We start from the raw sequence: 22,686 nt of genomic DNA on the forward strand, positions 1-22,686 counted from the left end.
GGCGCGGCGCGCGGGGACGGGACGCGGGGACGGGACGGGGGGACGGGACGCGGGAGGCGCCAACGCTCCCCTCGCGTCGGCGACTTGGTCTAGACCACGCCGGGAGCACCCCGCTAGGCTCCCGCCATGCCTGAGATCGTCGGTGTCGTCGAGCGCCTGTGGCGCTACCCCGTGAAGTCGGCGGGCGGCGAGCTGCTGGACTCCGTCGAGGTGGAGGAGCGCGGCCTGGTCGGCGACCGCCTGTACGCGGTGCGCGACGGCGTCGGGAAGCTCGGCTCCGGGAAGAGCACCCGGCGCTTCCGGCGGATGGACGGGCTGCTGCGGCTGAGCGCCCGGCTGGGCGTCCGGATCGACGGCCCGGAGCTGTTCGACCCGCTGGGGATGCCGGTGCCGGACCCGGACTCCTTCCTGCGCGCCTACCTGGAGCAGGAGGACGTCGCGCTGGCCCGCGAGGACGCGGTGTCGCACTTCGACGAGCTGCCGGTGAGCGTCCTCACCACGGCCACCCTGGACTGGGTGGCGCGGACGGTGCCGTCGGCGGTGGTGGACGAGCGCCGGTTCCGGCCGAACGTGCTGCTGCGGACCCCGCCGGGGACGCCGCCGTTCAGCGAGGACGGCTGGTTCGGCCGGGAGGGCCGGGTGAAGGGCGGGACGCGGCTGGCGTTCGTCCGCGCCAGCCCCCGGTGCGCGATGGTCGGGGCGGCGCAGCCCGGGCTGCCGCACTCGCCGGAGATCCTGAAGGCGATCGTCCACGAGCGGGACGGCGAGCTGGCGGCGCTGGCCGCGGTGGCCCGGCCGGGGCGGCTGCGGGTCGGGGACGCGCTCTCGCTGGCGTGAGGCTCAGGCGGAGCGGTGCGCGACCAGGCAGAACGGGTGGCCGGCCGGGTCGGTGAGGACCGTCCAGCGTTCGTGCCAGGCCCTGACCTCGGCGCCGAGGGCGACCGCCTCGGCCTCGGCGGCGGCGGGGTCGGCGACGTCGATGTCGAGGTGGAGCTGCTGCGGGTGGGCCGGGTCGGGCCAGATCGGCGGGCGGTAGTCCTCGACGCGCTGGAAGCAGAGCACCCGGCCGTCGGGCAGGTGGACGGTGGACCAGGCTTCGTCCAGCGTCCAGCGCGGGTCGGGGCGGTCGGCCTCGCCGCCGAGCAGGGCGGCGTAGAACTGGGCCAGGCCCGCCGGGTAGTGGCAGTCCAGCACCACGCACTGCAGTGTGCCGATCATCGTGCTCCCCGTTCCGCTCGCGGTGTCCCCCGCCTCCCAGCATGGCGCATCGGCGCGGCGGGTGGCGGTTCGTCCGGCGGGGGCGGCGTCCGCGCAGGTGGGAGCGGTTACCGACGGGCCGTCAGGTGGCGTAATGGTCCGGCAACGAAAACCGGGGCGCCCCGGCCCTAGGGTTGCCGCCGACAGCGCAACCGAGGGCCGGAGCAGACCCGATGACCAGCGACAACACCGTTCGCAGCCGGAGCGGCGGACCGGCCAGGCGGCCGCGGGCCGACCGGGCCCGGCAGGTCGCGGACGTGCTGCGGCAGCAGGTGCTGAGCGAGGCGTTCGGGACCGGTCCGCTGCCGCACGAGGACGCGCTGGCCCGGGAGTTCGGCGCGTCCCGGAACACCGTGCGGCAGGCGCTCGACCTGCTGCGCGGCGAGGGCCTGGTGCGCCGGGTGCCGGGGTCGGGGACGCTGGTGGCGGCGGAGAAGGTGCCGCACGGGCTGAACCGGCTGGAGGGCCTGGCGGAGACCCTGCACGAGCACGGCGAGGTGGTGAACGAGGTCCGCTCGTTCGGGCCGGTCCGGGCGCCCGGGGCGGTGGCCCGCCGGTTCGGCCTGCCGGACGGGGCGGACGTGGTGTACGTGGAGCGGCTGCGCCGGTTGAACGGGCTGCCGCTGTCACTGGACCTGACCTACCTGGCGCCGGACATCGGCGCCCTGCTGGAGCCGGCCGACCTCGCGCACCGGGACGTGTTCCGGCTGATCGAGGAGGCCGCCGGGCAGCCGCTGGGCGCCGCCGACATCACCCTGGAGGCCGTCAACGCCGACGCGCACTCCGCCGCGGTGCTCGAAGTCCCGCGCGGGGCGGCGCTGTTGATGCTGGAGCGGCTCACCACGCTGGCCGACGGCCGGCCGGTGGACCTGGAGTACGTGCGCTTCCGCGGCGACCGGCTGGCCATGCGCGGCCGCCTGCTCCGCGACCTCGCCTGACCCGGACAGGACTGGACAGACCAGTACAGACCGGGCCAGACCCGAACCGAACAGACCCGAACCGACCTTCCTCACCCTGGAGTTGGACCGATGGCGCTCGCCGACCAGCGCACCGACGTGCCCGTGACCATCGACGCCTCGCTGTGCATCGCCGGCTGCACCCTGTGCGTCGACATGTGCCCGCTGGACTCGCTGGCGATCGACGAGCAGGGCGGCACCGCGTACATGCACGTGGACGAGTGCTGGTACTGCGGCCCCTGCGCCGCCCGCTGCCCCACCGGGGCGGTCACCGTCAACATGCCCTACCTGATTCGTTGAGGAAGCGTCAGATGTCTCGTACCAGAAGGAAGTTGAGCGCCGTCACGCTGGCGTCGGCACTGGTCGCGGCGGCGGCCGGCTGCTCCTCCGGGGGCGGCTCGGACACCGTCGAGGTGGTGGTCGGCTACCAGTCGAAGACCATCAACACCGTCACCGCCGGGACGCTGCTGCGCGCCCGCGGCTTCTTCGAGCAGCAGCTCGCCGAGCTGGGGAAGCAGGACGGGCACCGCTACCGGGTGGTCTGGCAGGACTACGACGCGGGCGCGCCGATCACCGCGCAGATGCTCGCCGACAAGATCGACATCGGTTCGATGGGCGACTACCCGCTGCTGATCAACGGCTCCCGCGCCCAGGCGGCCGGCGGGCCCGGCACCCGGCTGGTGTCGGTGACCGGCTACAACCTGCTCGGCGCGCTCAACTCCGTCGTGGTGCCGAAGGACTCGCCCGCGCACACGCTGGCCGACTTGAAGGGCAAGAAGGTCTCCAGCTCGGTCGGCTCGGCCTCCGACGGCACCCTGGTGCAGGCCCTGGCCGCGGCCGGGGTCGCCGAGGCCGACATCCAGAAGCAGAACCAGCAGCCGGCCGTCGGCGCCTCCGCGCTGAAGGCGCACGCCGTCGACGCGCTGGCCCAGTTCGTGGCCTGGCCGGCCGCGGTGGTGTTCGCCGGGGACGGGCGGCTGCTGTACGACGGCGCGGCGCTCGGCCGGCCGACCCTGCACGGCGTGGTGGTGCGGCAGAAGTTCGGCACCGCGCACCCCGGCGTCGTCCGGGCCTTCCTGCGCGCCCAGGACGCCGCCACCCGCGACCTCAACGCGCACCCGCTGGACGCCGCGCGGACCGTCGCCGAGGCCACCGGCCTGCCGCCCGAGGTGGTGTACCTCTACAACGGCCCGAACGGCATCGCGACCTTCGCCACCGCCCTCGACCCGCGGCTGCTGGCCGCGCTGCGCGCGGACGTGCCGTTCCTGACCTCGGTCGGCGTGCTCAAGGCGCTCGACCCGGACCGCTTCGTCGACCCGTCCTACCTGAAGGACTCCGGCGTGAGCGACGGCGAACCCGCCCGGATCACCGGCACCGACCCGGTCTGCGGCCGGCCCGTCACCGACCCGGCGCTGGCCGGCGAGCTCTGGTACGAGGGCGAGCAGGCGACCCGGCCGGCCGCCGACCCGACCTGCCTGCTCCGGGCCGTGAAGGCGAACCCCGGCAAGCTGCGGGCCGCGTACGTGCCCGACGCGGCCACCGGCACCCGCTGGTTCGCCGACCAGGACTGGTGGGTGCGGGACGGCGACGCGTTCAAGCCCTTCACCACCGAGGACGGCGCCGGGGCCTACCTGGCCGCCCACCCGTCCGCCACCCGGCTGACCTACCGGCAAGCGCTGGACGCCGCGTGAGCGCGCGGCGCAGGCTGCTGCGGGTGGCGGCGCTGCTCGGCTTCCTCGGGCTGTGGCAGGCGCTCACCGCCTTCAAGGTGGAGGCCTGGGTGCGGTTCGACCACCTGCCGACGGTGCTGGAGGTCCTCGACGCGCTGGAGGCGCAGCTCGGCACCGCCGTGTACTGGCAGGACCTGGCCGACAGCCTGCGGCGGATCTCCACCGGCTTCGCGCTGGCCGCGCTGCTCGGCGTCACCGCCGGGGTGCTGACCGCCCGTTCGCGGCTCGCCGCCGACCTGGTCGGCCCGGTGCTGGAGCTGGTCCGGCCGATCCCGGCGATCGCGCTCGTCCCGGTGGCGATCATGCTGTTCCCGGAGAACGAGCAGGGCATCGTGTTCATCACCTGCGCCGCCGCGTTCTTCCCGGTCACCGTGGCCACCCGGCACGCGGTGCGGGCGGTGCCGCCGCGCTGGGAGGAGGCGGTGCGCACGATGGGCGGCGGGACCGGGCGGGTGCTGTTCGGCGTGGTGCTGCCGGGCGCGCTGCCCGGGGTGGTCGGCGGGCTGTCGGTCGGCCTGGGCGTCTCGTGGATCTGCGTGATCTCCGCCGAGATGGTCTCCGGCCAGTACGGCGTCGGCTACCGCACCTGGTCCGCGTACACGGTGCTGGACTACCCGGGGGTGTTCGTCGGGATGGTCACCATCGGCCTGCTCGGCTGGACCACCTCCGGCGCGGTAGAGCTGCTCGGCCGGCGGCTCACCCGCTGGCTGCCCGCCCCGGTTCCGGCGGGGGTGGGGGCATGAGCCTGCGCCTGACCGCGCGCGCCCTGAGCGTCGGCCACCCGGGGCGACCGGTGCTGCGGGACGTCGAGTTGGACGTCGCCCCGGGCGAGGTGCTGACCGTGCTCGGCCCGTCCGGCTGCGGCAAGTCCACCCTGCTGCGGGCGCTGGCCGGGCTGCTGCGGCCCACCGGCGGCGAACTGCTGGCCGACGGGCGGCCGTTGGCCGGCCCGGGGGCGGACCGGGCGCTGGTGTTCCAGGAGGACGGGCTGCTGCCCTGGCGCACCGTCCGCCGCAACGTCGAACTACCGCTGTCCATAGCAGGGTTGGGCCGCGCCGAGCGGCTCGCCCCGGTCGACGACTGGCTGGGGCGGGTCGGCCTGGAGGGCCACGGCGAGCGGCTGCCAAGGGAGTTGTCCGGCGGGCAGCGCCAACGCGTCCAGCTGGCGAGGGCGTTGGTCGGCGCGCCGAGGGCCGTGCTGATGGACGAGCCGTTCGGCGCGCTCGACCCGCAGACCCGCGCCGCGATGCAGCGGCTGCTGCTCTCCGTCTGGGAGAAGGAGCGCTGCACGGTGGTCTTCGTCACCCACGACGTGGACGAGGCGCTGCTGCTCGGCGACCGGGTCGCCGTGCTGGCCGGCGGCACCCTGGCCGCCCTGCACGACGTCCCCGGGCCGCGCGACCCCGCGGCCGACCGGAGCGCGCTGCGCGCGCTGCTCCTCACCCCGTACTCCCCACCCACCTGAGAGGCACGGCAGATGCGCACACCCGAGATCAGCGAGGCGCGCCGACTGGAGTGCGACGTCCTGGTGGTCGGCGGCGGCACCGCCGGGTCGATGGCCGCCATCGCCGCCGCCGAGGCCGGGGCGCGCGTCCTGCTGCTGGAGAAGGCGCACGTGCGCCACTCCGGGGCGCTCGCGATGGGCATGGACGGCGTCAACAACGCGATCGTCCCGGGCCGGGCCGACCCGGACGCGTACGTCGCCGAGATCACCCGGGCCAACGACGGCGTCGTCAACCAGGCCACCGTCCGGCAGACCGCCCGGCGCGGCTTCGACATGGTGCGGCGGCTGGAACGGTACGGCGTCAAGTTCGAGAAGGACGAGCACGGCGAGTACGCGGTGCGGCAGGTGCACCGCTCCGGGTCGTACGTGCTGCCGATGCCGGAGGGCAAGGACGTCAAGAAGGTGCTGTACCGCGTCCTGCGCGAGCGCCGGATGCGCGAGCGGGTCACCATCGAGAACCGGGTGATGCCGGTGCGGGTGCTCACCGAGGGCGGGCGGGCGGTCGGCGCGGCCGGGTTCGACACCCGCAGCGGCGAGTTCGTGCTGGTCTCGGCCGGGGCGGTGGTGCTGGCCACCGGGCCGTGCGGACGGCTCGGACTGCCCGCCAGCGGCTACCTGTACGGCACCTACGAGAACCCGACCAACGCGGGCGACGGCTACGCGATGGCGTACCACGCGGGCGCGGAGCTGTCCGGCATCGAGTGCTTCCAGATCAACCCGCTGATCAAGGACTACAACGGCCCGGCCTGCGCGTACGTGGCCAACCCGTTCGGCGGCTACCAGGTGAACCGGCACGGCGAGCGGTTCGTCGACTCCGACTACTGGTCGGGGCAGATGATGGCCGAGTTCGCGGTCGAGCTCGCCTCCGAGCGCGGCCCGGTGTACCTGCGGACCACCCACCTGCCGGAGGAGACCGTGCGGGCGCTGGAGTCGATCCTGCACACCACCGAGCGCCCCAGCCGGGGCACCTTCCACGCCGGGCGCGGCCACGACTACCGCACCCACGACGTCGAGATGCACATCTCCGAGATCGGCCTGTGCGGCGGCCACAGCGCGAGCGGCGTGTGGGTGGACGAGAACGCGGCGACCACGGTGCCCGGGCTGTACGCGGCCGGGGACCTGGCCTGCGTGCCGCACAACTACATGATCGGGGCGTTCGTCTTCGGCGAGCTGGCCGGGACCCACGCGGCCGGCCACCTGCCGGCCGCCCGGGCCGGGCTGCCGGCCGACCAGGTCGCCGACGCGCACCGGCTGGTCTACCGGGCGCTGGAGCACCCCGACGGGCCGCCGCAGCAGCAGGTCGAGTACAAGCTGCGGCGCTTCGTCAACGACTACGTCGCCCCGCCGAAGACCGGCGCCCGGCTCTCCGTCGCGCTCGACCACTTCGAGCGGATGCGCGGCGAGGTCGCCTCGATCGGCGCCCGCACCCCGCACGAGCTGATGCGGGCGGTGGAGGTCGACTTCATCCGGGACTGCGCGGAGATGGCCGCCCGGGCCTCGCTGGCCCGCGAGGAGTCCCGCTGGGGCCTCTACCACCAGCGCCTGGACCGCCCCGCGCAGGACGACGCCCGCTGGTTCCGGCACCTCAACCTGCGCAAGCGGGCCGACGGCGCGATGGAGTTCCTGACCCGGCCGGTCGCGCCCTACCTCGTCCCCGTCGACGGGCTGGAGCCGCCCGGCGGCGAGGTCGACCTGCTCGGCACCGTCGAGGCGATGGTGGTCGGCCGCACCGGGACGAGCGCCTCGGCGGCGGACCGGACGGCGGCCCCCGGCGCGGCGAAGCCGCGGGGCCGGGTGCTGGAGGTGCTGCGGGCCGAGGGCGCGGCGGTCGTCGACTACCTGACCGACCCCGACCCGGACGTCCGGCTGGCCGCCGTCGCCGCGCTCACCGAGCACACCCCCGAGGGCACCGGCCGCGCGCTGGTCGCCGCGCTCGGCGACCCCGACGGGCGGGTCCGCGGCGCGGCCGTCTCCGGCCTGCGGGAGCTGGTGGAGGTCCTCGACCCGGCGCTCGGGACCGCGCTGGCCGGTGCGGCCGGCTCCCCCGACCCGGTGGTGCGGGCGGGCGTCCTGGAACTCGCCCGGGTGCTGCGCGGCGGGTCGGTCCCGCTGTTCGCCGCCGGGCTGCGCGACGCGCAGACGCCGGTGCGGCTGCAGGCCGTCCGCGGGCTGGTCTCGCTGGACGCGGCGGACGCGCTGGCCGCCGGCGCGGCGGACGTCGCCCGCGAGGTGCGGGTCGCCGTCGGCGAGGGCCTCGGCGTGATCGGCGACGCCGCCTCCGCGCGGGTGCTGGCCGGGCTCGCCGAGGACCCCGACCCGCTGGTCCGGGCCGGGGCCCTCACCGGCGCGGCCGGCCTCGGCGGAGCGGGACTGGCCGACCTGGCCCAGCGCCCGGACCCGGCCTGGCAGGTCCGGAAGGCCGCCGCGGGCGTCCTCGGCGCGGCCGGGCGCTGGGCCGCGCTGGCGGCCCTGGCGGCGGACGAGAACGCGGACGTCCGCAAGGCCGCCGTCCGGGCGATGGCGGCGGGCGCCGGGGAGCCGCCGGTCGACGCGGCCCTGCGCGAACGCCTGGCGGACGGGGACGCGGACGTCCGGGCGTACGCGCGGCTGGCGCTCAAGGGGGCGTAGGAGGCCCGGACGGGCCTCCGGAGGCCCGGACGGGCCGGGGGGCCGGGGACCGGAGGCGTTGCGCCGTCCCCGGTCCCCGTCGGCGGCGGCACACGGCGGTACGGGCCCTCCGGGGGGAACCGGCGCGCGGCAGCGCGGGCCCGTCGTCGCCCGGGTCCCCGGTGCCGCTCCTCGTCCGTCTAGAAGGCGAGCTCCCCGCCGGGAACGCGGCGGGCGGGGACGTCCGGGAGGGTGTGGCGCAGGAGCGGGGCGAGGGTCTCCGGGGTGGGCGGGGTGGGGCCGAGGCCGATGGCGAGGGTGGGGCCGGGGAGGGGGTGGGGCCAGGCGTGGTGGGCGGGGGCGTGCGGGTCGAGGGCGGTGAGCAGGGCGCGGAGGCGGCCCCGGGTGGGACCGAGGCGGTCGGGGGCGGGGGTGAGCAGGAGCCAGGCGGCGTGGCGGCGGTGGAGCGGGGGCGGGGTGAGGAGGTCGGGGTGGTCGGGGCCGAGTTCCCAGGCGCGGTAGAGCTCCTCGGTGAGGAGGTCGCGGGTGCCGGCGCCGACCTGGGTGGTGCAGCTGCGGACGGGGGCGGTGGGGGTGTAGACGGTGACGGGGTCGGGCTGCGGGGTGGCGGGGCCGCCGTGCAGGGTGACGGGGTGGCGCCAGTCGTGCGCGGCCCAGACCGCGGTGAAGTGCCCGAACAGCTCGGCGGGGTCCTCGGTGGTCGTTCCGACGACGGTCCGGGCGGCGAGCACCGTCCAGGCGAGGGAGGGGAGGTGGCCGAAGGGCGCGGAGGTCAGGCCGCGGACGGACGCCCAGGCCTTGACCCGGCGGGTGAGCGCGGCGAAGGCGGCGTGGCGGGGGCCGACGGCGGCCAGCACCGCGTCGGCGTCGGTGACGGCGCTGTAGGCGATCGCGGAGTCGGCGGCGGGGGCGAGCACCAGGTCGACGGCGAGGCCGGCCACGTCCAGCCGCAGGCCGGGGACGCGGGCGCCGTGCACTTCCCGGAGGTTGCGGGCCTCGGGCAGGGCGTCCGCCACCTTCCGCGCGATCACGGCCGGTCGGACGGGCCCGGGCAGGACGGCGACCAGGTCGAGGTCGGCGCCGGGCGCGTGGCAGCGCATCCGGCGGGAGCCGGCCAGGTGGGTCCCGCCGGGTAGGACGGCGGCGATCCGGGCGGTCAACTCGTGGACGTCCGGACGGGGTTCGACGGGATCGGCGACCGCGACCGGCTCCGGGAGCTCGCGGACCGCGCCGGTGCCGAGGGTGACGACGGCGCGCGGGGTCATCGGCCCGTCGCCGCGCCGGGAGAGCAGCACGAACTCGCCGACCTCGACCGTCGTCGGCGTCAACTCGTCGGTGGGGAAGGAGCCCTGGCCGAGGGTCAGGTGCGGCCGGTAGCCGTCCTCGTGGGTGCGGCACTGCGGGAAGCGGCGCCGCAGGGCGCGGTGCAGGTCCGTCCAGCCGGTGCCGGGGCCGGCCGCCGGGTCGAGCCAGCGGGTGCCGGTGCCGGTGCCGGGCCGCTCGAAGCTCCGGACGCCCGCCAACCGGGCGGTGAACGGCGGGATCTCGGCGGCGGCCTCGGCGAGCAGCGGCAGCGCCCGGTCGAACTCGTGCTCGGCGACGAAGGCGGGCAGCAGGGTGACGTGCGGCGGCCAGCGGTCGTGGTGCGGGTCGTGCCGGGCGCGCAGGCGCTGGAGGGGCGGCCAGAGGTGGGCGGGCGGCAGCCAGGCGACGGCGGTGCGGGCGGTGGTGGGGGCGTCGAGCCGGCCGGGGGCGGCGTCCAGGTCGAGGTCGACGGCGAGGCCGTAGTGGTCGGAGGGGTGTAGGCCGTCGGGGCCGGGGCGGTGGCCGAGCAGCCGGGCGGCGGCGGTGCGCGGGCGGCCGGGGCGGAGCAGGACGCGGTCCAGCCGGCCGGGCCGGCCGGTGCGGGAGGAGACGGCGGCGAGCGGGTTGGCGACGGGGTCGAAGGTGGGGGTGTGGTCCTCGGGGCCGTGCGCCTCGGTCCAGGTGTCGCGCAGGCCGAGGGCGGTGGCGGGCGCGGCGGTGGTGTCGTTGAAGTCGCCGAGCACCAGCAGTTCGCCCCCGACGGCGGCGAACCCCTCGGCGAGGGTGGCGAGTTCGGCGCGGCGGCGGTCGGCGGCGGCGGGCGAGTGGTCGCTGCTGAGGTGGACGGCGGCGACGGTGAGCGGCCCGGCGGCGGTGTGGACGGTGACGGCGGTGACGGCCTTGTGCGGGCCGAGCGGGTGCCGCCCGGCCTCCTGGACGGGCAGGCGGCTGAGCAGCAGCAGGCCGTGCTGGTCGATCTCCCGGCCGAACGGGTCGGCGCCCAGGGTGTAGCCGGCGCGCACCCAGTCCTGCGCCAGCAGCAGCTTCACCAGGGCCGGTTCGACCTCCTGGAGGGCGATCAGGTCGGCGTCGGCGGCCTCCAGCGCGGCGAGCAGCAGCGGGCGGCGGCGGGCGGTGTGGATCAGCTCGGGGTCGTAGCGGTCCCACAGGGTGTTCCAGGTGACCACCCGCAGCCGCCCGACCGCCCCGGCTCCGGCCCCAGCCCCAGCCCCAGCCCCGGCTCCGGCTCCGGTGGGCCGCCAGCCGCGCCCGGGGTGCCAGGCGTGCGGGGTGCTCGGGGTGAAGAACGGCGCGGGCAGCGCGCGCGGGGCGGTGCGCCGTCCGGCGGTGGTGGTGTCGAGCAGGTCGGTGCCGGTCTCGCGGTCCCAGACCACCTGCCCGTCCGCCTCGACGTGCCGGACGCGGTGCCAGGGCACGTCCCCGGCGGCGGTGAAGCTCTCCAGCGGGACGCGGGTGATCCGGTCGTCGCGCTGCCGGACGCCGAGCGTGAACCGGGCCGGGTCGAACCGGTCGTCCCAGCGGACGCGTTGGCAGATCTGCTCGATCGGTCGCATCAGTCCTCCTCCTCCGCGCCGTCCGCGGCGTCCAGGGACCCCGCGCCGTCCACCACGGTGCCGTCGGCGCCGAGGTAGCGGGTGCGGTGGGCCTGTCCGGGGTAGGGCGGGCTCCAGCGGTGCAGTTGGGCGGTGAGCACCTCGGCCGGGACGGGGTGCGGGCGGGTGGCGTTGCGGCGGACGAGCTCGGCCGGGTCGACGACCGCGACCACCTGGGTGAGCAGCGCGCCGCGGCGCTCGGCGATCGCGTGCACGTGGCCGCGCTGGTGGCGGTTGAGCGAGGTGGCGTCCCAGACGGCGGTGCCGTTCCCGGCGAGGGCGGCCTCCAGTGCGGTGAGCCCGGCGCGCAGGAGTTCGGGGTTGTCGCGCTGGTCGGCGCGGGAGCCCCGGGCGGCCCGCAGCTCGTCCAGCGCGATCCGGGTGCCGGGCAGGGTCGCCGCGTACGTGGACTTGCCGCTGCCGGACGGGCCGCACAGGTGCGTCAGCCGGGGGAAGCGGCCGTCCCGCCAGGTCCAGGTGGCGGCGACGGCCTCCTCGACGGTGGTGATCCGGCCGAGGCCGTACGCCTCGCGGGCGTGGGCCCAGCAGCGGTCCCGGACGTCCGGGTCGAGGCCGGTCAGGGCCTCGCGCAGGCCGGTGCGCAGCGGGGCCAGCGGGTCGGGGCCGAGCAGTCCGGCGTCCTCGGCGTGCAGGGCGGACCAGGCGACCTCCTGCTCGGCCCCGGGCAGCGCGGCGGCGGCGACGGCGTGCAGCACGCCGAGGTCGGCGGCGGCGGTGAGGCCGGTCAGGCCGGCCCGGCGCCGCTCGTCGGGGTACGGCTGGGCGAGCCGGGGGTGCAGGCCGACCAGGTCGGCGATCCGGCGGGCCCGGCGCGGGCCGAGCGGTCCGGCCAGGGCGGGCAGCAGGGCGGCGCGGTGCTCGGCGCGCAGCGCGTAGGCGAGGACGCCGTCGAGCCGGGCGTTCCCGGTGCGGCCGAGGGCGTCGAGCCGGGCGGTGACGTCGTCGAGGCCGGTGAACGGGGAGCGGCCGAGGGCGGCGGCGAGCCCGGCGCCGTCCGGGGTGCCGCCGGAGCGGACGTGCCAGAGCGGGGCGTTCGGGCCGAGGCCGTTCTCGACCACGGCGGCGTGCATCCAGTGGGTGTCGGTGCGGACGTGCCGCGGACGGACCCACTTGGCGACCCGGCGCCCGAACCCGGCCCGGTCGAAGCCCTCGACCGTGCGCACCACGTAGCCCTCCTGGCGCTCGGGGTCGATCCTGAGCGCGCGCAGCGCCCGCTCGTCGTAGCGGCCGCGCCACAGCACCCGGGGCGTGGGCACGCCGAGGCGGTGCAGGAAGCGGACGGTGGCGTCCCAGTCGAGGCAGCGGTCCCGGTCGGTCCAGACCGAGAAGCCGTGGAACCAGCTGTCCAGGTCGGTGTAGGCCAGCGAGTGCCGGGCGTACAGGTTCTCCCCGCAGATCCGCCAGCCGGCCGGGAGGTGCGGGCCGATCCGGCCCTGGAGGCCCTTCACCCAGGCGCGGGAGGGGTGGTGGCCGGAGTCCGGGGAGCGGGCGTGCAGGCCGTCCCGGTAGAGCGTGGTGTTCTCGCCGTCGAGCTTCTCGGTGACGACCACCTCGGCCCCGGCCAGGCCGGAGGGGTCGCCGCTGCGGACGTCGTCGGCCGCCGCCCCCGGGGACCACGGGAGGTGCGGCGTCCGCGGGTAGGGGACGCGCATGCGGGCCACCCTAGGAACGCGGTGCCGGGCCCGGCCAACGAATTTGCGCGGGACGCACGACAGGGGCGCGCGGGTTCGCCCGCGCGCCCCTGGGTCTGCCGGTGATCAGATCGTCAGGCCGCGGCTGACCAGGTCGATCAGCGCGAAGCCGAACAGCGAGATCCCGACGAAGCCGTTGGTGGAGAAGAACGCCCGGTTCAGCCGGGACAGGTCGTTCGGCTTCACGATGGTGTGCTCGTAGACGAACGCGCCCGCCACCACCGCGAGCCCGCACCAGAAGAACGCGCCCGCGTCGGTCAGCACCGCGTACCAGGCCAGCAGCACGGTGGTGACCGCGTGGCAGACCCGGGCGCCGGTGATCGCGGCGGGCACCCCGAACCGGGCCGGGACGGAGCGCACGCCCGTGCCGCGGTCGGCCGCGACGTCCTGGCAGGCGTAGATCAGGTCGAAGCCGCCGATCCAGACGCCGACCGCCAGGCCGAGCACCACCGCGTCCCAGGACCAGCTGCCGGTGACCGCCAGCCAGGCCCCGATCGGGCCGATCGCCTGGGCCAGGCCGAGGATCGCCTGCGGGAAGTCGGTGAACCGCTTGCCGTACGGGTAGACCACCATCGGGACGACCGCGACCGGCGCCAGCAGCAGGCACAGCGGGTTCAGCAGCGCCGCCGAGCCGAGGAAGACCACCAGCGCGATCGCCGAGCCGACGTACGCGGTGCGCACCGAGACGGCGCCGGTGACCAGCTCGCGGCCGGCGGTGCGCGGGTTCCGGGCGTCGATCTCGCGGTCGATGATCCGGTTGGCGGCCATCGCGAAGGTCCGCAGGCCGACCATGCAGACGGTGACCAGCAGCAGTTCGCGCCAGTGCACCGACCGGTCGGCGAGGAACATCGCGGTGAGCGCGGCGATGTAGGCGAAGGGCAGCGCGAACACCGAGTGCTCGATCGCGACCAGGCGCAGGAAGGCCCGGGTCCGGCTCGGCGGGGCCTCGAACGCGTCGGCGGTGGTCATCAGAGCCCGTACTCCTTCCAGCGGCGGGTGACCCGGGCGGCGGTCTCCGGGTCGGAGGCGACCATCTCGGGCCAGCCGCCGTCGCGGGTGTAGCCCTCCTCGGGGAGCTTGCGGGTGGCGTCGATGCCCGCCTTGCCGCCCCAGAACTGCTGGTAGGAGGCGTGGTCGAGGTGGTCGACCGGACCCTCGACGACCGAGAGGTCCCGGCTGTAGTCGACGTTGCCCAGGGCCCGCCAGGCGACCTCCTGGTAGTCGTGCACGTCGCAGTCGGCGTCCACCACGACGATCAGCTTGGTCAGCGACATCATGTGGGCGCCCCAGATGGCGTGCATGACCTTCTGCGCGTGCTTCGGGTACTTCTTGTCGATCGAGACGATCACGCAGTTGTGGAAGCCGCCGGCCTCGGGCAGGTCGTAGTCGACGATGTCCGGGATGATCACCTTGAGCAGCGGCAGGAAGAAGCGCTCGGTGAACTTGCCGAGCGGCCCGTCCTCGGTCGGCGGCCGGCCGACCACGATCGACTGCAGCAGCGGACGGCGGCGCATCGTCACGCAGTCGATGGTCAGCGCCGGGAACGGCTCCTGCGGCGTGTAGAAGCCGGTGTGGTCGCCGAACGGACCCTCGGGCAGCAGCTCGCCGGGCTCCAGCCAGCCCTCCAGCACCACCTCGGCGTCCGCCGGGACCTGCAGCGGGACGGTCTTGCAGTCGACCATCCGGACCCGCTCGCCCGCGACGAACCCGGCGAACAGGTACTCGTCGATGTCGCCGGGCAGCGGCGCGGTGGCGGCGTAGGTGACGGCGGGCGGGCAGCCGAAGGCGATCGCGACGGGCAGCTTCTCGCCGCGCTTGGCGGCCACCGCGGCGTGGTTGCGGCTGTCCTTGTGGATCTGCCAGTGCATGCCGATGGTCCGCTTGTCGTGCCGTTGCAGCCGGTACAGGCCGAGGTTGCGGACGCCGGAGTCCGGGTCCTTGGTGTGGGTGAGCCCGAGGTTGAAGAAGGAGCCGCCGTCCAGCGGCCAGGTGAACAGCGCGGGCAGCCGCTCCAGGTCGACGTCGTCGCCGGTGAGCACCACCTCGTGGACGGGCGCGTCGGCGGACTTCACGTTCCGCGGCGGGACGTGCGCCATCGAGGCGAGCTTGCCGAACGCCTCCCGGAAGCCGGTGAAGCCCTGCGGGAGTTCGGGCTTGAGCAGGCCGCCGATCTTCTCGGCGATGTCGTCGGGCGACTTGAGGCCGAGCGCCTTGGACAGCCGCCGCTCGGTGCCGAAGACGTTCACGGCCAGCGGCATCGCCGAGCCCTTGACGTTCTCGAAGAGCAGCGCGGGGCCCTTGGCCTTCTGCACCCGGTCGACGATCTCGCCGACCTCCAGGTGGGGGTCGACCTCGACCTTGATCCGTTTCAGGTCGCCTTCCCGCTCCAGCGCCCGGAGGAAGGAACGGAGATCGTCGTATGCCATACCTGCCAGTATCCGGTACGGGCTAACCTGAGCCCGCCAAGGGTCCTGTCCGAACTTCACCGGAGATCTGCGCTGTGCTGAGAGTCGTGCCCATGGTGGCGCTGCTGGCCCTGTGGGTGTGGGCGTTCATCGACTGCCTGACCACCCCCGAGGACGAGATACGCCACCTGCCGAAGGTGGTCTGGGTGATCGTCGTGCTGTTCTTCCCGCTGGTCGGCTCGATCGCCTGGCTGGTGGCCGGCCGCGACCGCACCGGCGCCCGCCGCCGGGGTGCCTGGCCGTCCGGCCCGACCGCCGGGTACCCGGAGCGCGAGCGCCCCCGCCGCCCGCTCGCGCCGGACGACGACCCGGAGTTCCTGGCCTCGCTGAAGCGCGGCAACGAGCAGCACGAGGACATGCTCAAGCAGTGGGAGGCGGACCTGCGCCGCCGCGAGGAGGAGCTGCGCCGCGACGGCGACCGGCCCGAGGACGAGGACCGCCCCAGGTCCTGATCACGCCTTTTGGCGCATCCCTACCATCCGGACCCGCCGAGTGGCCCGGACCCCGGCCCGCCGGCCCCCGTGCGCCCCTGTCGACGGGCGGCCGGCCGGCCGCCTCCGCGCGCCCGCGATCCGGCCGTTGACCTGCCGGTTCGACCGTTCCCCCACCCCCTCTCCGAGGCATGCCCGGACACCCGTCCGCGGCGACCCGGCGGTAGCCCCGTGCGCCCCCTTATGTCGAGCCTGTACAGCGTTCGGCTCCCGACCTTGTACGGATTCGACGCCGAAACGCGGGCGCACTGACTCGTACTGTCGTAACAGAAGAGGTGTTCGCTGCCCCACGCGAGCTTGGAGTGGTTCGAAATGACGGTCCTGCACGATGCGCCGGTCGGCGACGAGGCTCCGGCCGACGCCCGTAGTCGGGTCGCCGAGCTGCACGAACTGCGCGAGCAGGTCCGCCGCGGGCCGAGCGAGAAGGCCACCGAGGCGCAGCACGCCAAGGGCAAGCTGACCGCCCGGGAGCGCATCGAGCTGCTGCTGGACGAGGGCTCCTTCCACGAGGTGGAGCCGCTGCGCCGGCACCGCGCCCAGGGCTTCGGCCTGGAGGCGAAGAAGCCGCACACCGACGGCGTGATCGTCGGCTGGGGCACCGTGCACGGCCGGACCGTCTTCACCTACGCCCACGACTTCCGGATCTTCGGCGGCGCGCTGGGCGAGGCCCACGCGCAGAAGATCCACAAGATCATGGACATGGCCATCGCGGCCGGCGCGCCGCTGGTGTCGCTGAACGACGGCGCCGGCGCCCGCATCCAGGAGGGCGTCACCGCGCTGGCCGGCTACGGCGGCATCTTCCAGCGCAACACCCGGGCCTCCGGCGTGATCCCGCAGATCTCCGTGATGCTCGGCCCGTGCGCGGGCGGCGCGGCCTACAGCCCCGCCCTCACCGACTTCGTGTTCATGGTCCGCGAGACCTCGCAGATGTTCATCACCGGCCCGGACGTCGTCAAGGCGGTCACCGGCGAGGAGATCTCGCAGAACGGCCTCGGCGGCGCCGACGTGCACTCCTCGGTCTCGGGCGTGTCGCACTTCGTCTACGACGACGAGCAGTCCTGCATCGAAGAGGTCCGCTACCTGCTGTCGCTGCTGCCGCAGAACAACCGCGAGATGCCGCCGTCGGTGCCGAGCGACGACCCGGTGGAGCGCCGCAACGACTCGCTGCTCGACCTCGTCCCGGCGGACGGCAACCGCCCGTACGACATGCGCAAGGTGATCGAGGAGGTCGTCGACCACGGCGAGTACCTGGAGGTCCACGAGCGCTGGGCCACCAACGTGATCTGCGCGCTGGCCCGGGTCGACGGCCACGTGGTCGGCATCATCGCCAACCAGCCGCAGTCGCTGGCCGGCGTCCTGGACATCAACGCCAGCGAGAAGTCCGCGCGCTTCGTGCAGATGTGCGACGCCTTCAACATCCCGCTGGTCACCATGCTCGACGTGCCCGGCTTCCTGCCCGGCGTCGACCAGGAGCACGACGGCATCATCCGGCACGGCGCGAAGCTGCTCTACGCGTACTGCAACGCCACCGTGCCGCGGATCCAGCTGATCCTGCGCAAGGCGTACGGCGGCGCGTACATCGTGATGGACTCCCGCTCGATCGGCGCCGACCTGTCGTTCGCCTGGCCGACCAACGAGATCGCCGTGATGGGCGCCGAGGGCGCCGCGAACGTCATCTTCCGCCGCGACATCAACGGCTCCGAGGACCCGGAGGCGACCCGCGCGCAGAAGATCAAGGAGTACAAGAGCGAGCTGATGCACCCGTACTACGCGGCCGAGCGCGGCCTCGTGGACGACGTCATCGACCCCGCGGAGACCCGCGCGGTGCTCGCCTCCTCGCTGGCCATGCTCCGCACCAAGCACGCCGACCTGCCCAGCCGCAAGCACGGCAACCCGCCGATGTAACGACCGGTCAAGCGCGCCGAAACCTTTCCGAATCAAGCTTGGGGGAGAACAGGAACCATGAGCGAACCTCTCGTCCGCGTCGTCCGCGGCTCGCTGACCGCCGAAGAACTGGCCGCCCTGACCGCCGTCCTGGCCGCCCGGGCCGCGGTGGCCGCCGCCACCGCCGCCGCCCCGGCCGTCGAACCGATCGCCACCTGGTCGCGCGTCGAGCGCCGCCCGGCCTACTTCTCCCCGGTCAGCTGGCAGCAGGCCGCGTAACGGCCGCGGACGCGTGTGCGCGCGGGGGCCGGAAGCGAGGAGATCGCTTCCGGCCCCCGCGCGCGTGCTCCTCGCGGAGCCCTACGCGGCGGCCAGCGCGGCCGGCCGGCCGGCGTGCATGGTGGTGAGGTTGGCCGCCAGCCGCTGCGGGTCCTGGGCCAGCCAGAGCCGGACCGCGGCGCCGAGCATGATGCAGGACGAGCCGAGCCGGACGCCGGTGGACTGGGCGATCCGCGCGGTGGCGATGGTGAGCAGGTCGGCCAGCTCGGTGGGGAGCCAGACGGTGAGCGCGCAGGGCGCCGGGGGGGTGATGGCGGCGAGCAGCCGGTAGGCGTCCGCCGGGCAGTGCAGGGTGGGCAGGACGTCCAGCAGCCCGTCGGCGACGACTTCGGAGACGTCGCTGTGGTGGCCCTGGGCGAGCCGTCGCAGCAGCGTGCGTTCCGCTGCGGTGATTCGGACGGTCATGATGACCTCGTCGCACTCCATGGTGCGGCCCTCCTCGCGGCTTTGTGGTGCGTGGGTGGTGGGGTGGTGGGACGGGTGTGCCGGGGCGGCGTCAGACGCCGGCGTAGGAGTGCTTGCCGGTGACGAAGATGTTGACGCCGTAGTAGTTGAACAGCCAGCAGGCGAAGGCGAGCAGGGCCAGGTAGGCGGCCTTGCGGCCGCGCCAGCCGGCGGTGGCGCGGGCGTGCAGGTAGGCGGCGTAGGCGACCCAGGTGATGAAGGACCAGGTCTCCTTCGGGTCCCACTCCCAGTACTTGCCCCAGGCGGCCTCGGCCCAGATCGCGCCCGCGATGATGGTGAACGTCCAGAGCGGGAAGACCAGGGCGTTGATCCGGTAGGAGAGCTTGTCGAGCGTCCCGGAGGCGGGCAGCCGCTCCATCAGGTTGGCGGCGCGGACGGTCAGCCCGGCCGCGACGCGGTGCTCGTGGCGGTCCTTGAGCAGGTAGGCGCCGGTGGCGATGAACGCCGCGAAGAAGGCGCCGCCGCAGATGATCGCGGTGGAGACGTGGATGCCCAGCCAGTACGAGTGCAGGGCGGGGACGAGCTGCTCGGAGTCGGTGTACAGGACGGTGACGGCGATGCCCAGGAAGAGCAGCGCGGCGATCACCACGGGCAGGCCGAGCCAGCGGACGTTCTTCTTCGCGGCCAGCATGACCACGTAGGTGGCGACCATCATCAGGGCGAAGGCGCAGGAGAACTCGTACATGTTGCCCCACGGCCAGCGCATCACCGACAGGCCGCGGGTGACCACGCCGCCGGTGTGCAGCAGCAGGCCGAGGACGGTGAGCGAGACCGCGATCCGGCCGGCCATGTCGGCCTTCTCGCTGGTGCCGGCCGGGCCGGGGCCGTCGGCCGGGCCGTCGTCGCCGCGGCCGCTGGTGACCGTGGTGGCCCCGGCGTCGGCGAGCGCGGTGCGGGTCAGGGTGGTGGTGCCGCCGCCCTGGGAGGCGACGGTGACGGTGACCTTGCGGACGCCCTTGGCCGCGGCCACGGACTCGGCGACCGACTCCGCGAGGGAGCCCTGCTGCGCGGAGCGGACGGCGACGCCGCCCTTGGACCCGAAGGTCCACTCGATCATCTGGGCGAACATGGCCAGGGTGTAGACGGCCATCGCCGAATAGATCAGGTTGTTGGAAGTCTGGGCCAACTGGGTGTTGACCTGCGCGAGCAGCACCGTCTACTCCTTGGTTTCCGGGGCGGTGGGGACGGTCGCGGCCGGGGGGTCGGTCGCGGCGGGTGCGTCGTCTTCGGGGCCGTCGGAGCCGGTCGGTTCCTCGGCGGCGGGTGCGTCGTCCTGCAGGTCGACGGCGAGCTCGGCGAGCTCCTCGGCGGTGCGGTTGGACTCGCTGCGGCCGAGGCCGGCGACCTCGACCAGGGTGCGGCCGTCGGGGCCGGCGGTGGCCCGGACCCAGATCCGGCGGCGCTGGACGAACAGCGAGCCGATCAGGCCGAGGATCGCGGCGACCGCGCCGACCAGCGCGACCCCGTTGCCGGGGCGGTGCGAGACGGTGAAGTTGGCCCACTGCTGGTAGCCGTCGAAGGTGACGCTGCCGTAGCCGTCCGGCAGCTGCCAGCCCTCGCCGACCTTGAGCGGGACGGAGGCGGGCGCGCCGTTGACCTTCAGCTGGGTCATCGCCTTGTCGTCGAGCTCGTACACGTTCTGCGGCAGGCCGCTGTCGGTGCGCAGGTCGCCGACGTACGCGTTGAGCACCAGCAGCGGGTTGGCGGCCGCCGGGAAGACCGACAGCGGGCGGCCGGTCTGCTGGAAGTTGTCCGGCGCGGTGGGTAGGAAGTAGCCGCTGAGGGCGAGCTGGGTCCGCTCGCCGTCCGGGCCGGTGCCGTAGTCGTTGACCTTGATCACGCCGGGCGAGGTGACGTTGGAGTCCTGCGGCAGGAACACCGTCGGGCCCCGGTAGACCACCTCGTCCTTGGCGTTGCGGACGGTCACCACCGGGGCGAAGCCGTGCGCGGTCAGGAAGACCTTGGAACCGCCCACCTCCAGCGGGTGGTTGACCTCGATCCTGGCGTTCTTCTGCTTGCCGGGGTCGGCGCCCTCCCAGTAGCGGACGTTGGCGACGAACTCCTTGGCGGTGCCGGCCGCCGGGCCCGAGGTCTGGAAGTCGGCGGTGAAGCCGTCCAGTTTGAAGCCGAAGGCGTCCAGGTCGTCGACGCCGTAGAACCGGGAGCCGGTGAAGTCGTCGAGCTGGGTGGTGGTGTTGGAGTAGCCCTGGCCCTCCAGCACGATCTTGGTGCCGGAGCCGCTGGCCAGGCTGGCCCAGGCGAAGCCGGTGAGCAGGGCGAACAGCGCGAAGTGGAACAGCAGGTTGCCGACCTCGCGCAGGTAGCCCTTCTCGGCGGCCACCGAGCCGCGGCCGGCGGCGGCCCGGAAGCCGCGCGCGCGCAGCAGCCGGTGCGCGGCCGCGTTGACCGCGTCGGGGGCGGCGTCGGTGTGCCAGGCCGCGTAGACCGGCATCCGGGTCAGGTTGCGCGGGGCGGCCGGCGGCCGGGCGCGCAGCACGCCGACGAACTGCCAGGTGCGCGGCAGGATGCAGCCGGCCAGCGAGACGAACAGCAGGATGTAGATCGCGGAGAACCACACCGAGCTGTACACGTCGAAGAGCTGGAGCTTCTCGAAGAGCGGGGCGACGCCCCGGTGGTCGTCCTTCCACGCCGCGACCTTGAACGCGTTGGTGTTCTGCGGCACCAGCGAGCCGGGGATGGCCGCCAGCGACAGCAGGAACAGCAGCAGCAGGGCGACCCGCATCGAGGTCAGCTGCCGCCAGAACCAGCGCAGCCAGCCCAGCACGCCTATCCCGACCGGGGCGGCGTCGTTCTCCTCGGGCGCGGTGCTGAGCCGTTCGACGTCGGGGTCCTCCGCGGCGTCGGCCGGCTGGCTGCTGGTCTTCGTGTCGCTCACGGTCAGATTCCGATCGAGAAGTTCGCGGTGAGGTACTGGAGCTGGTTGACCAGCTCGTCCCACACTCCCGTCACCAGGGCCAGGCCGACCGCGACGAGCATGCCGCCGCCGATCCGCATCACCCACTGGTAGTGCCGCTTGACCCAGCCGAAGGCGCCCAGCGCCTTGCGGAAGGCCAGCGCGGCCAGGACGAACGGTACGCCGAGGCCGAGGCAGTAGACGGCCATCAGCAGCGCGCCGCGCCCGGCGTCGGCGTCGGCCTGGCTGAAGGCCAGCGCCTGGATGGCGCCCATGGTCGGGCCGATGCACGGGGTCCAGCCGAGGCCGAAGACCAGGCCGAGCAGCGGGGCGCCGGCCAGGCCGATCGCGGGGCGGCGGTGCGAGCGCAGCTCGCGCATGCTGAAGCCGGGCAGCAGGCCCATGAAGGCCAGGCCCATCAGCACGGTGAGCACGCCCATCACGACCGAGATGACCCGCCGGTGCTCCTGGAGGGTCTGGCCGAAGGAGCCGAACAGCGCGCCGCCGGAGACGAACACCGCGGCGAAGCCGAGCACGAACAGCAGCGAGCCGGCCAGCATCCGGCCGCGCCGGGCGCCCTTCGCGTCGGAGAGGTCGGCGGCGGAGAAGCCGGTGACGTAGCTGAGGTAGCCGGGCACCAGCGGCAGCACGCACGGCGAGAAGAACGAGACCAGCCCGGCGGCCAGCGCGATCGGCAGCGCGAGCACCAGCGCGCCGCTGCCGACCGTCTCGTTGTACCCGGTGCCGGCGGCCAGCGGGCCGCTCACTTCGACTCCGCCAGCACCCGGTCGACCATGCCCTGCAGGTCCTCGGCGGACAGCGCGTGCATCGACCGGGCGGCCAGCCTGCCGTCCTTGTCGACCACGATGGTGGTCGGGATGGACTGCGGGTTGAGGCTGCCCTTGGGGAACTTGAGGATCTGGGCGCCGTCCGGGTCGTAGATGCTCGGGTAGGTCACCCCGAAGTTCTTCTCGAACGCGACGGCGTTGGCGGGGTCGGTGTCCCGGGTGTTGATGCCGAGGAACTGCACCTGGTCGCCGTACTTCACGCTGGTCTCCTGCAGGCCCTTGGCCTCGGCCCGGCAGGGGCTGCACCAGGAGCCCCAGATGTTGAGGACGACCACCTTGCCGCGGTAGTCGGAGAGCTTGAGGCTGCCGCCGCCGTCCAGCGAGGTGCCGCCGATGTCGGGGGCGGCGACCCGCTCCGCCGGGCTCGCGGTGTCTATGCCGCCCTTGCCGGTGACGAAGCCGACCCCGCCACCGCCGCCGGTGGCGGAGCTGGCGCAACCGGCGAGGACCAGGGTGGCGGCCGCGCCGAGGACGGCGGTGAGGCGGATGCGGCGGCTGGACGTCCGTGACATGTGAAAAGTTTCGCATGGCTCTTCGGCCCGTTTTAGGGGGGTCCGGCCTTGTCGACCGAACCC

Annotated in this window: 20 protein-coding genes; 10 read left to right on the forward strand and 10 right to left on the reverse strand. The window is 74.5% G+C overall.

The features are described 5' to 3' along the window. The first annotated feature begins 126 nt into the window (after positions 1–126). Positions 127–837: an MOSC domain-containing protein gene (locus ACZ3J7_RS23965; RefSeq protein WP_465624503.1), complete on the forward strand. Its 711-nt coding sequence runs from the start codon at positions 127–129 to the stop codon at positions 835–837. A 3-nt stretch (positions 838–840) separates the two neighbouring features. Here the strand turns inward: ACZ3J7_RS23965 and ACZ3J7_RS23970 are convergent, their stop codons facing one another. Continuing rightward, positions 841–1,218, reverse strand: a complete 378-nt coding sequence (locus tag ACZ3J7_RS23970; RefSeq protein ID WP_465624505.1) for a VOC family protein — start codon at positions 1,216–1,218, stop codon at positions 841–843. Positions 1,219–1,430: 212 nt separating this feature from the next. Between ACZ3J7_RS23970 and ACZ3J7_RS23975 the strand changes: the two genes are divergently transcribed. The 6 genes from ACZ3J7_RS23975 (at position 1,431) to ACZ3J7_RS24000 (ending at position 8,075) form a co-directional block, all read left to right on the forward strand. After that, entirely contained in the window at positions 1,431–2,195 is a 765-nt protein-coding gene (locus ACZ3J7_RS23975) for a GntR family transcriptional regulator (RefSeq protein WP_465624507.1), read from the forward strand. Between the two features lie 90 nt (positions 2,196–2,285). Beyond that, positions 2,286–2,513: a 4Fe-4S dicluster domain-containing protein gene (locus ACZ3J7_RS23980; RefSeq protein WP_465624509.1), complete on the forward strand. Its 228-nt coding sequence runs from the start codon at positions 2,286–2,288 to the stop codon at positions 2,511–2,513. An 11-nt stretch (positions 2,514–2,524) separates the two neighbouring features. Then, the gene (locus ACZ3J7_RS23985) at positions 2,525–3,904 is read left to right on the forward strand and encodes an ABC transporter substrate-binding protein (protein WP_465624511.1); all 1,380 of its coding nucleotides are present in this window, start codon (positions 2,525–2,527) and stop codon (positions 3,902–3,904) included. Continuing rightward, positions 3,901–4,686, forward strand: coding sequence for an ABC transporter permease (locus ACZ3J7_RS23990; protein WP_465624513.1), 786 nt, complete (start codon positions 3,901–3,903; stop codon positions 4,684–4,686). Before ACZ3J7_RS23985 ends, ACZ3J7_RS23990 begins: the two co-directional genes overlap by 4 nt. Continuing rightward, entirely contained in the window at positions 4,683–5,408 is a 726-nt protein-coding gene (locus ACZ3J7_RS23995) for an ABC transporter ATP-binding protein (RefSeq protein ID WP_465624515.1), read from the forward strand. Before ACZ3J7_RS23990 ends, ACZ3J7_RS23995 begins: the two co-directional genes overlap by 4 nt. Before the next feature lie 12 nt (positions 5,409–5,420). After that, positions 5,421–8,075, forward strand: coding sequence for a fumarate reductase/succinate dehydrogenase flavoprotein subunit (locus tag ACZ3J7_RS24000; protein ID WP_465624517.1), 2,655 nt, complete (start codon positions 5,421–5,423; stop codon positions 8,073–8,075). A 179-nt stretch (positions 8,076–8,254) separates the two neighbouring features. On the opposite strand, the gene ACZ3J7_RS24005 is transcribed toward ACZ3J7_RS24000, so the two are convergent. From ACZ3J7_RS24005 to ACZ3J7_RS24020, 4 genes are all read right to left on the reverse strand, one after another. Further along, positions 8,255–10,954, reverse strand: coding sequence for an RNA repair domain-containing protein (locus tag ACZ3J7_RS24005; RefSeq protein WP_465624518.1), 2,700 nt, complete (start codon positions 10,952–10,954; stop codon positions 8,255–8,257). Beyond that, positions 10,954–12,666, reverse strand: a complete 1,713-nt coding sequence (locus tag ACZ3J7_RS24010; protein ID WP_465624519.1) for an RNA ligase family protein — start codon at positions 12,664–12,666, stop codon at positions 10,954–10,956. Before ACZ3J7_RS24010 ends, ACZ3J7_RS24005 begins: the two co-directional genes overlap by 1 nt. Positions 12,667–12,771: 105 nt before the next feature. Further along, positions 12,772–13,674, reverse strand: a complete 903-nt coding sequence (gene mqnP, locus ACZ3J7_RS24015; protein ID WP_465624521.1) for a menaquinone biosynthesis prenyltransferase MqnP — start codon at positions 13,672–13,674, stop codon at positions 12,772–12,774. Beyond that, positions 13,674–15,131 (reverse strand): menaquinone biosynthesis decarboxylase, encoded by a 1,458-nt coding sequence (locus ACZ3J7_RS24020; RefSeq protein WP_465624523.1) that lies wholly within the window; start codon positions 15,129–15,131, stop codon positions 13,674–13,676. The genes mqnP and ACZ3J7_RS24020 overlap by 1 nt, the downstream gene beginning before the upstream one ends. 92 nt (positions 15,132–15,223) lie before the next feature. Between ACZ3J7_RS24020 and ACZ3J7_RS24025 the strand changes: the two genes are divergently transcribed. From ACZ3J7_RS24025 to ACZ3J7_RS24035, 3 genes are all read left to right on the forward strand, one after another. Continuing rightward, positions 15,224–15,622 carry a PLD nuclease N-terminal domain-containing protein gene (locus tag ACZ3J7_RS24025; protein WP_465624525.1) on the forward strand — a complete coding sequence of 133 codons (399 nt, stop codon included), beginning with the start codon at positions 15,224–15,226 and terminating at the stop codon, positions 15,620–15,622. 351 nt (positions 15,623–15,973) lie between these two features. Further along, positions 15,974–17,566, forward strand: a complete 1,593-nt coding sequence (locus ACZ3J7_RS24030) for an acyl-CoA carboxylase subunit beta (protein WP_465624526.1) — start codon at positions 15,974–15,976, stop codon at positions 17,564–17,566. Positions 17,567–17,623: 57 nt separating this feature from the next. Continuing rightward, the gene (locus ACZ3J7_RS24035; RefSeq protein WP_285736997.1) at positions 17,624–17,824 is read left to right on the forward strand and encodes an acyl-CoA carboxylase epsilon subunit; all 201 of its coding nucleotides are present in this window, start codon (positions 17,624–17,626) and stop codon (positions 17,822–17,824) included. Positions 17,825–17,905: 81 nt separating this feature from the next. Here the strand turns inward: ACZ3J7_RS24035 and ACZ3J7_RS24040 are convergent, their stop codons facing one another. From ACZ3J7_RS24040 to ACZ3J7_RS24060, 5 genes are all read right to left on the reverse strand, one after another. Next, entirely contained in the window at positions 17,906–18,310 is a 405-nt protein-coding gene (locus ACZ3J7_RS24040) for a hypothetical protein (protein WP_465624529.1), read from the reverse strand. 70 nt (positions 18,311–18,380) lie between these two features. Next, a complete protein-coding gene (gene ccsB / locus ACZ3J7_RS24045) occupies positions 18,381–19,502 on the reverse strand; it encodes a c-type cytochrome biogenesis protein CcsB (protein ID WP_465624531.1) in 1,122 nt (373 codons plus the stop codon). A gap of 3 nt (positions 19,503–19,505) precedes the next feature. Beyond that, the gene (gene resB, locus ACZ3J7_RS24050; RefSeq protein ID WP_465624533.1) at positions 19,506–21,245 is read right to left on the reverse strand and encodes a cytochrome c biogenesis protein ResB; all 1,740 of its coding nucleotides are present in this window, start codon (positions 21,243–21,245) and stop codon (positions 19,506–19,508) included. A gap of 2 nt (positions 21,246–21,247) precedes the next feature. Further along, entirely contained in the window at positions 21,248–22,030 is a 783-nt protein-coding gene (locus tag ACZ3J7_RS24055) for a cytochrome c biogenesis CcdA family protein (RefSeq protein ID WP_465624535.1), read from the reverse strand. Continuing rightward, positions 22,027–22,623, reverse strand: a complete 597-nt coding sequence (locus tag ACZ3J7_RS24060; protein WP_465624537.1) for a TlpA family protein disulfide reductase — start codon at positions 22,621–22,623, stop codon at positions 22,027–22,029. The genes ACZ3J7_RS24055 and ACZ3J7_RS24060 overlap by 4 nt, the downstream gene beginning before the upstream one ends. Between the last annotated feature and the right edge of the window lie 63 nt (positions 22,624–22,686).

It is taken from the genome of Kitasatospora sp. NPDC015121 (genome assembly GCF_055562955.1).

What these genes read in the sequence shown, in the direction of transcription:
- ACZ3J7_RS24040 (WP_465624529.1), bottom strand. Translation starts at nt 18,310, where the DNA reads ATGGAGTGCGACGAGGTCATCATGACCGTCCGAATCACCGCAGCGGAA.
- ACZ3J7_RS23980 (WP_465624509.1), top strand. Translation starts at nt 2,286, where the DNA reads ATGGCGCTCGCCGACCAGCGCACCGACGTGCCCGTGACCATCGACGCC.
- ACZ3J7_RS24000 (WP_465624517.1), top strand. Translation starts at nt 5,421, where the DNA reads ATGCGCACACCCGAGATCAGCGAGGCGCGCCGACTGGAGTGCGACGTC.
- ACZ3J7_RS24005 (WP_465624518.1), bottom strand. Translation starts at nt 10,954, where the DNA reads ATGCGACCGATCGAGCAGATCTGCCAACGCGTCCGCTGGGACGACCGG.
- ACZ3J7_RS23970 (WP_465624505.1), bottom strand. Translation starts at nt 1,218, where the DNA reads ATGATCGGCACACTGCAGTGCGTGGTGCTGGACTGCCACTACCCGGCG.
- ACZ3J7_RS23965 (WP_465624503.1), top strand. Translation starts at nt 127, where the DNA reads ATGCCTGAGATCGTCGGTGTCGTCGAGCGCCTGTGGCGCTACCCCGTG.
- ACZ3J7_RS23995 (WP_465624515.1), top strand. Translation starts at nt 4,683, where the DNA reads ATGAGCCTGCGCCTGACCGCGCGCGCCCTGAGCGTCGGCCACCCGGGG.
- ACZ3J7_RS24060 (WP_465624537.1), bottom strand. Translation starts at nt 22,623, where the DNA reads ATGTCACGGACGTCCAGCCGCCGCATCCGCCTCACCGCCGTCCTCGGC.
- ACZ3J7_RS23985 (WP_465624511.1), top strand. Translation starts at nt 2,525, where the DNA reads ATGTCTCGTACCAGAAGGAAGTTGAGCGCCGTCACGCTGGCGTCGGCA.
- ACZ3J7_RS24025 (WP_465624525.1), top strand. Translation starts at nt 15,224, where the DNA reads ATGGTGGCGCTGCTGGCCCTGTGGGTGTGGGCGTTCATCGACTGCCTG.
- ACZ3J7_RS24010 (WP_465624519.1), bottom strand. Translation starts at nt 12,666, where the DNA reads ATGCGCGTCCCCTACCCGCGGACGCCGCACCTCCCGTGGTCCCCGGGG.
- ACZ3J7_RS24020 (WP_465624523.1), bottom strand. Translation starts at nt 15,131, where the DNA reads ATGGCATACGACGATCTCCGTTCCTTCCTCCGGGCGCTGGAGCGGGAA.
- ACZ3J7_RS24030 (WP_465624526.1), top strand. Translation starts at nt 15,974, where the DNA reads ATGACGGTCCTGCACGATGCGCCGGTCGGCGACGAGGCTCCGGCCGAC.
- ACZ3J7_RS24035 (WP_285736997.1), top strand. Translation starts at nt 17,624, where the DNA reads ATGAGCGAACCTCTCGTCCGCGTCGTCCGCGGCTCGCTGACCGCCGAA.
- ACZ3J7_RS23975 (WP_465624507.1), top strand. Translation starts at nt 1,431, where the DNA reads ATGACCAGCGACAACACCGTTCGCAGCCGGAGCGGCGGACCGGCCAGG.
- mqnP (WP_465624521.1), bottom strand. Translation starts at nt 13,674, where the DNA reads ATGACCACCGCCGACGCGTTCGAGGCCCCGCCGAGCCGGACCCGGGCC.